Below are 4,406 nucleotides of genomic sequence, written 5' to 3'. Positions count from 1 at the left end.
GCCTCTGAGCTGGGAAGTTCTTGGATGTGGGAAACATTATTCGCGTTGTACCTAGAAGGGCCGTCCGCCAGGCCGCCAGAGGCGGCCCGGCTGCCCCTCCTGCCTTCGGCCCGGGGCTGCCGGGAGACCTGGCGACCGGCCGTGGCCGTGAGGGTCCTGCGGACCTGTTCCGTGATCAGCTCTTCGGCCTCGATCACACCGGCCTGGTCGTCTCGACCGGTGTCGGCGGTCTGCCCTACGCTGTCCATGGACGTTCTCCGTTCGTGCTGTCAGAGGCGGGGCGGAGACCAAGGGGCCCGAAGCGTCACCAGCGCTTTCGGGCCCCCTTTGCGTCTCTCGTGCGATCCTGTCCTCAGTGGCCGACCGGCGTGATACGAACACGCCGGGCGGTCACTTCGCGTTCTGCTGGCCCATCAGGCTCTTGATGACGAGCCAGCCGATGGCCGCCGAGATGGCTGCGATCCCGACCGCCACCGCGACGACGGCGACGGCCAGGAGGAGGGCGACGACCAGGACCCCGGCCCCGGCCCCGGCGATGAGCTGTCCGGAGTGCTGACGGAGCCAGGAGGGCGCGGGGGCAGCCTGCTGGACCACGACGTAGGCCGGGGGCTGCTGGAGGCTCTGAGGGGCGCTGAGGGCCTGTCCGGGGCCGATGTGGATCGGGGTCGGGGTGTAGACGGGCGGGGGCTCGTACGCGGTCATGACGCCTTCCTCCTACGGGTCGTCTTCGGGGCTTCCTTCTGGAGCGGCACGGTTGTGCCGGCCGAATCGGCGGAGACGTCTCGGACGGTGGGGGCAGCCGCGGGAATGACGTCGGCGCGGTAGCCGATGGACGCGGCGACGAGCTGGAGCATGGCGGCCTCGTCGATGTCGCCCACCCGGACGCGGTCGTAGCGGCCGGAGAGTCCGGGCACCCCGGTGACGACGCAGACCCCGGCGAAGCGTTCCTTGTCGATCAGGGTCGTGGGCTGGTTCTCCTCGTCCTTGCGGATGCCGTTGCCCAGCGCGGCCTCTGCCCCGTCGATGGTGAAGGTGGCGAAGCAGACGCCGACTTCGAGGTTGTCGCGGACGGCGGTCGGGATCGCGTCCGAGGTCTGCTTCTGGGTGCCGACGACGGGGATCACGCCGAGGCCGCGACCTTCCTTGGCGACCGTCCGCATGAGCCGCTGGTTGGCCTCGATGAGTTCCTTGTCCTTGCCCTTGAGCCCGGCCGCGTCGATGTAGTTGTGGCACTCGTCCATGAGCACCAGGACCAGCGGGATCGTGACGGTCGGTCCGGCCTTCCAGAACTTGTGCGTCCCTCGTTCGGCCACGAGCTGTGAGGGCCGGTCCTTGATCAGCCGGACGAGTTCGGTCAGGCGCTGATGGGCGGTCTCGGGGTTGTCCCCGACGATGAACATGGCCCGCTGGCCGACCTCTCCCCAGTCGCCGTATCGGGGGTCGCTGGTCTTGCCGTCGAACACGGCGAACTGGACCTCGGGCCGCCGAGCGAGGGAGGCGAACCAGCCGAGCATGAGCATGGTTTTGCCGTAGCCCGGCATGCCGGCCACCTTGATGCCGGACAGCTCTCGGAGCGGGATGACGAGGTCGCGGGCCCAGGGGTTGCGGCCGAGCGGGAGCACCCAGTCGTCCCCGGCCGGGAAGGCGTACGGGAAGTGCTCGTCCAGCGGGTTGCCGACGAGGCCGCGAAGCTCGACCACACCGGGGGCGACGCGCTGGACCTCGACCGTCTGGCAGCCCCAGGAGTCGGCCAGCCACCCGGCTGCCTTCTCGTACTCCTCGATGCCGACCTTCGGGATCGTGGCGGCGCGGACCCGGATGCCCCAGGGCTCGGGGTAGACCCGGATCTTCGGGACGACGGTGATCGGCTTGACCGGCTTGCCGTCCATGCCCTTGCGGCCCTTGGTGTTCTCGTCCACGCGGGCGAGGCCGAGGTTGGGGGCGAGGCGCTTCCACCGGAGCGAGATCCGCCAGGCGTGCCGCATCCGGCGCCGCTGGAGCGGGGTTGCGCGGAGGTAGCGGTAGGTGGTGATCAGGAGCCGAGCGGCCCCCCAGCCGACCAGGGCCACGAGGGCAACCAGGGCGATCAGGGGGGCCGCGTTCAGCCCGTCCAAGACGGAGGAGGTCACGGTCAGCCCTCCGACTTCCGGCCGGACGGGACGGCGGAGATGGCGCGGACCTCGTCGGCCTGGTACCAGGCCGTGCCGCCCACGATCCGCTCGTTGCCGTTCTTGTCGGTCCGCTTCTCGGCGGGGCTGACGCCCACACGGAAGCCGACGAGCTCGACGGGGGTCGGGCCGCCGAGGGTCTGGGCGGGGTCCTGGTGGGACGCGATGCCGATCTTGAGGATCTCGTTCTCGACGCGGCCGAACTGCTGGAAGGTGGCGACGACCTGGACCTCCCACTTCGGGATGCCGTCCTTGGTCGTGTCCTGCTTGTCGTTGTTGCCGAAGACGGTCTTCGGGGAGCTGCTGAGGAACATCAGCATGTTGAAGCTCTTGGCCTGGTCAACGAAGAAGATCGCGGGCATGGGGGCCTCTTTCTGACGTGTCGTCATGTGACGAGTGGGTGACTACGTGCTGTGCTGTGCTCTACCCTGAACCCAGTCAACGGGGATTGTCAACTGGTTTGTGGATTGCATGGAGGAGTTCCCTATGTCGGCCGTACCGAAGAAGACTGCTGATCAGGCCAAACGGCAGCTCGAACGTCTCCGGGACCTGGCGGTGTACGGGCTGACGGCGGATCAGGCGAACCGGCCGGACGCGGCGGAGTGGTACCGGACGATCCTCCGTGCTGCCTCTGACATCCGGGAGGAGAGTCGATCACTGGAACGAACCCTGTCGGATGAGGCCCTGGAATCCAAGTGCCTTTCTCCGACTGAGGTTTCGCGGGCGGCGAAGGTCTCGACTGCGGCCCTGTACAAGCGGAGGAAACAGGATGGCTGATGAAAGTCAATTAGGCCCCCGTCCGAATTGGGCGGGGGCCTTTTTGGTGGGACCGGGCCTGAGAAAGTCTTTACCGAAAGCTGATCAGCGGGGCCCCTCCGGGATCAAGAAAAGGGGCCGAGTGCCCACTTACGCGGTGAGGGCTTTCCAGCCCTCTCCATTGGTACAAGTGTAATGGCCCCTTTTCATGATCCCGCCCCGCAGATCACCTTTCGGCAAACACTTTCCCAACCCCTAGGAAGTTGGTCATCCTGCGGGAGCGTCGGGGCCCTTCTCGTAGACCAGGTGGTAGGCAGTCAGAAGGTTGACCAGCTCTGCGAATCCGCCGTTCTCGGCAGCGTCGAGGATGGCGGCCTGGAGGCCCGGCACCCGTCGCATGGCCCGGAGCGATTCGGCCGGCAGAAGTGCCCACGTCTCCCCGCCGACCTCTTCGGCCGCGACCTCTTCGTCGGTCAACTCCGGTTCGTCATCGAGGAGTTGGGCCCGCAGGCCGCGTGACCATGTGATCGCTCGTCGCCGGAAGGTCGCCTTCTCGTACTCGTGCCAGACCGGGACGACGGCGGCGTCTCCGGTGACGCGCAGGTATTCCAGCATCTCGAACGGGGCGAGGGTTCCGAGGCGTCCGGCCTTCATGTCGCCACGGGCCATTTCGTTGCCGAGGTGGCCTTTGCCTTCCTGGACCTTGGCGATATATTCACCTGCCTCTTCCGGGGTGGTGACCTTGGACCAGTTGACACCGTGTTCCTTGCTCGGCTCGTATCCCTTCTTCTTCATCCAGGCCCGCCAAACCTTGTCCCACCGGTGAATTGCGTAGGCGAGTTCGGGGCCGGTTTCCTCGTTGAGGAGGAGGACGACATGCAGGTGCGGATGCCAGCCGTTGCGGGTTCCGTAGGTGATTTCGAGCGAGCGGATATTGCCCCGGACTCCGAGCCGGTCGCGTTCTCCGAACACTCCCCGCTTCGGGTCACCGGCCCAGGCCCGGCCGGACATGAGCTGACGCCATCCGTTGGCGACCGCGTCGAAGAGGTCGGCAAGATCGTGATGCTTCTTGTGACGGGCCGTCAGGGTGACCATCCAGGCCGTTCCGCCGTCGGCCATGTGCCGGGCGACGGCGCGTGCGATCTCGTCGGCGCGGGTGGCCCGGATCTTGGCCGAGCACACCGGGCAGGCCCAGATGGAGCCGCAGGAGCAGAAGCCGGACCAGTGGGCGACGCCAGCGTTGACGACGACCGCCGCCAGGCCGTCGCCGACGTTCCCGTTGGTGGTCCGGCCGCACTTCTTGACGCGCGGGATCGTGGTGATCCCCCAGAGGACTTGCCGCTGTGCGAAGCGCTTCCCACGGCGATCCTGCCGAACGGCCGATTCGGCCTCTGAGCTGGGAAGTTCTTGGATGTGGGAAACATTATTCGCGTTGTACCTAGAAGGGCCGTCCGCCAGGCCGCCAGAGGCGGCCCGGCTGCC

6 protein-coding genes are annotated in these 4,406 nt (G+C 67.2%); 1 reads left to right on the top strand and 5 read right to left on the bottom strand.

Annotated elements, in window-relative coordinates; translation table 11 throughout:
- From ACFVFQ_RS38305 to ACFVFQ_RS38290, 4 genes are all read right to left on the bottom strand, one after another.
- The coding region (locus ACFVFQ_RS38305; RefSeq protein ID WP_383425309.1) for a hypothetical protein at positions 1–248 on the bottom strand (248 nt) is incomplete at its 3' end.
- Between the two features lie 142 nt (positions 249–390).
- The gene (locus ACFVFQ_RS38300; RefSeq protein ID WP_376947934.1) at positions 391–702 is read right to left on the bottom strand and encodes a hypothetical protein; all 312 of its coding nucleotides are present in this window, start codon (positions 700–702) and stop codon (positions 391–393) included.
- Positions 699–2,129 carry a hypothetical protein gene (locus ACFVFQ_RS38295; RefSeq protein WP_376947985.1) on the bottom strand — a complete coding sequence of 477 codons (1,431 nt, stop codon included), beginning with the start codon at positions 2,127–2,129 and terminating at the stop codon, positions 699–701. Before ACFVFQ_RS38295 ends, ACFVFQ_RS38300 begins: the two co-directional genes overlap by 4 nt.
- 2 nt (positions 2,130–2,131) lie before the next feature.
- A complete protein-coding gene (locus ACFVFQ_RS38290; RefSeq protein ID WP_376947983.1) occupies positions 2,132–2,530 on the bottom strand; it encodes a hypothetical protein in 399 nt (132 codons plus the stop codon).
- A 124-nt stretch (positions 2,531–2,654) separates the two neighbouring features.
- Here ACFVFQ_RS38290 and ACFVFQ_RS38285 point away from each other — a divergent pair, with 124 nt between their 5' ends.
- The gene (locus ACFVFQ_RS38285) at positions 2,655–2,945 is read left to right on the top strand and encodes a hypothetical protein (RefSeq protein WP_376947939.1); all 291 of its coding nucleotides are present in this window, start codon (positions 2,655–2,657) and stop codon (positions 2,943–2,945) included.
- Positions 2,946–3,191: 246 nt separating this feature from the next.
- On the opposite strand, the gene ACFVFQ_RS38280 is transcribed toward ACFVFQ_RS38285, so the two are convergent.
- On the bottom strand, positions 3,192–4,406 hold a 1,215-nt coding region (locus tag ACFVFQ_RS38280), incomplete at its 5' end, for a protein rep (protein WP_383425307.1).

The sequence above is a fragment of the Streptomyces sp. NPDC057743 genome (assembly GCF_042798755.1).
Classification (GTDB): Bacteria; Actinomycetota; Actinomycetes; order Streptomycetales; family Streptomycetaceae; genus Streptomyces.
This window is presented reverse-complemented; position numbering and strand designations above follow the sequence as displayed.